The organism is Parabacteroides provencensis (assembly GCF_900232875.1).
Lineage (GTDB): Bacteria > Bacteroidota > Bacteroidia > Bacteroidales > Tannerellaceae > Parabacteroides > Parabacteroides chinchillae.
Map to the genome: position 1 here is coordinate 1 of NZ_LT960500.1, position 2,751 is coordinate 2,751.

5 protein-coding genes are annotated in these 2,751 nt (G+C 39.0%); all 5 read left to right on the plus strand.

Annotation, left to right across the window (positions count from 1 at the left end; genetic code table 11):
* Positions 1 to 412 (plus strand): hypothetical protein (locus CTY47_RS17005; protein ID WP_158228553.1); only part of this gene is annotated, 412 nt, incomplete at its 5' end.
* Positions 413 to 430: 18 nt separating this feature from the next.
* On the plus strand, positions 431 to 1,075 hold the full coding sequence (locus tag CTY47_RS16550) for a hypothetical protein (RefSeq protein WP_099465888.1): 645 nt from the start codon (positions 431 to 433) through the stop codon (positions 1,073 to 1,075).
* The gene (locus tag CTY47_RS16555; RefSeq protein ID WP_099465889.1) at positions 1,072 to 1,776 is read left to right on the plus strand and encodes a hypothetical protein; all 705 of its coding nucleotides are present in this window, start codon (positions 1,072 to 1,074) and stop codon (positions 1,774 to 1,776) included. The genes CTY47_RS16550 and CTY47_RS16555 overlap by 4 nt, the downstream gene beginning before the upstream one ends.
* A gap of 2 nt (positions 1,777 to 1,778) precedes the next feature.
* Positions 1,779 to 1,970: a hypothetical protein gene (locus CTY47_RS16560; protein WP_099465890.1), complete on the plus strand. Its 192-nt coding sequence runs from the start codon at positions 1,779 to 1,781 to the stop codon at positions 1,968 to 1,970.
* A gap of 26 nt (positions 1,971 to 1,996) precedes the next feature.
* Entirely contained in the window at positions 1,997 to 2,623 is a 627-nt protein-coding gene (locus CTY47_RS16565) for a LamG-like jellyroll fold domain-containing protein (RefSeq protein ID WP_158228554.1), read from the plus strand.
* Positions 2,624 to 2,751 lie beyond the last annotated feature (128 nt).

Sequence of the window (2,751 nt, forward strand, 5' to 3'; positions counted from 1 at the left end):
AAACGCTCAGGTTGATGATATGGCCGGCAAAGCCAATACCGATGCACTTGTATCTTATTATGGTCTATCAGCATCATTTGCTGCAGGGTATTGTGCAAGCTATAATGTCGCTAATCTGGATTGGTATTTAGGTGGCATTGGCGAATTTAAGTACGTATATAACAATCTTTCAGTCATTGATTCAGTGCGATCAGCTTTGGGGTATGGCAACCTTTTTAAAAAGATTGGTTCTGAATCATATACTAGTATATGGACATCAACACAGAGTGAATTTATAAGGTCACATTCATTAAGACATCCGGGCGAACAGGGTTACGACCCCGGAGATCATGATATGAAAAAATATTATTCATATACGAATGAAGGGTATGGTCTATTCGGCATGGTAGTTTATCCAATGGCATCCATTTAACTTTAAATAAATAACGATATGATATACATTAACAAAACAATCCCATTCTGGGAAACAGAAAAAAGCCTTCCTCTTTCTTACAAAACGGGGGTAAGCATAGAAGATTACGAGAACGGAGCTTTTTTACCCCTCAATGATGAACAGGCAGCTTTTCACGCTGCACACCCGGACGCTACGCCGCTTGAAGTTTGGCACATGGAGCTAACCCCTGCACCTGATCCAGCACCTGATCCTGATCCACTGGAAATGGCCAGACAAGCAAAGTTGCAGGAGATCGAGGCACAGGATAAGTTTGGCAATAAGTTTTTTGTATCAATGACACAGGGCGGTACTGAGATTGCTAACGTAGAGCTATGGATTGATAAAGATTTGCGCAACTCTTTGTACTCTATCACGCTGCCGGCATTGCAGGCTGATGGCCAAACAACTACTAAGTTATGGACAACCGGCACGCCTCCTCAGTCTATAGATGTGCCTATTGTATGGGCATTGGATAAGTTACCATTGCTTGAGATATACGCTAAACGTACTTACGATTTAAAAGCTAGTAACGAGGCTGCAGCTTATGCCGCTTTAACCGTCGATGAGATAGTTCAAATTGACCCAAAAGCGAATTACCCTTATTTCTTGACTTTTGAACTTAATTTAGACCTCGGATCATGAAACGCAGGGCGATGCTTGGAGATAATAAATTTGACTACATACAAGATGGATTAGTCTTGTGGTTTGACGGCGTGTGGAATAACGGAATTGGAAAGCATAATGACAATGCAACCGTGTGGAAGGATTTATCAGGTAACAATGCTGATGCTATACTAGGAGGGGCACTCCCTGCTGGTGCATGGACGGAGGATTCTTTCAATTTTGAATTAACAAATTCTTATTTCACGGTGCCTCAGAATAAAATACCGTCATCATATCCTTATGGAGCAAATGATTATACGATTGAATATTGTTGGAAATCTATGCCTTATGACATGTCTATATTTGAGTCGGGAGTTATGAAAAGGCTAAACGCATTAGCATGTGTTAATCTTTATAGCAACGGCTCTTTTATGTACAGAAATTATTGGTATGATTCTGATTTTGATTTTAATCAACCTTATGAGTCTAAAAAACAATATTACGGAGTATCATTTAATGGGCAAATTCAAACGGGATATATTGATGCCGAAGTTAAGGCGACGTATTCGCACACTGGAAAAAACACATCTCAAAATAACATCTATATAGGTGGAGGGCCAGAGCATCCACAGTGGCCAATGCGAACTAATCTATACTCTTTAAGAGTGTATAATAGATGTCTTTCAGCAAATGAGATACAACAAAACTATTTGATTGATAAAAAACGATTCAACTTATAACAATGCAAACAATACTACAGAGACAAACAGTTAAGCAGGAGTTGATGATCCTGTTAGCAGTGACAACAATCGCTTTTGTCGGTTATCGGCAAGCTGCAGCGCCGCATTACATGCCTACCTCGAAAATAGAGGAGGGAACAGTTGTGCAGCGTAATGACAGTGTAACAACAGTTGTGATACCGGATATAAGATAGGAGGTAGTATGCCAAAGAGGATAATAATGACAGGGGAAAGTGGCAAGCCGGATGAAAATACTGTATTACTGTTACATTTTGACGGAAATTTTAAAGATGAATGTGGTAATGCTGTAACATCCAACAATGCAGTATTAACAACTGACGGTAGATTTACGGGAGGGGTTATGTTTGGAGCTAATAGTTATCTAACATTTTCTAATGATGCTGAATTACACCGTTTATTGGAATCAGGCGTATTTACATTAGAGTGTTGGGTTAAACCAGATACTCTCTTGGGAGAAGGGATAATATTTGCTATATGGGAAAATGCCACCAATAGCGGACTCATCCAAACCGGATATACTACATGGTTAAATTGGGGAGATTATCTCGCTATTTATGGTTATCAGCCGTTTGTTTCAGGAAATAACAGTCTTACAGTCGGACAATTCAATCACTTTGCCATTGTCGGTGATGGGGTATCAACAAAATATTATACTCATGGCATGATTAGAATGGATGCACCTAAAATGCCAGTTGACAATTATAAAAATAATCCATTTACATTAGGTAAATCAATTCAATCAATGCAAGGTGTCATATCTGAGTTTAGAGTATCAAACGTTGCCCGATGGACATCCAACTTTACACCACCAACTAAACCATATTAATTTAAAAGTTATGCCGAAAAGAATAGTGATGACGGAAAAAGAAGGTAGAGAAATATATTTGTCTAATCCTATTTGTCTTACACATTTAGATAGAGCAGTAGCAACTGATGCTGTAGGAAATGCTCTGA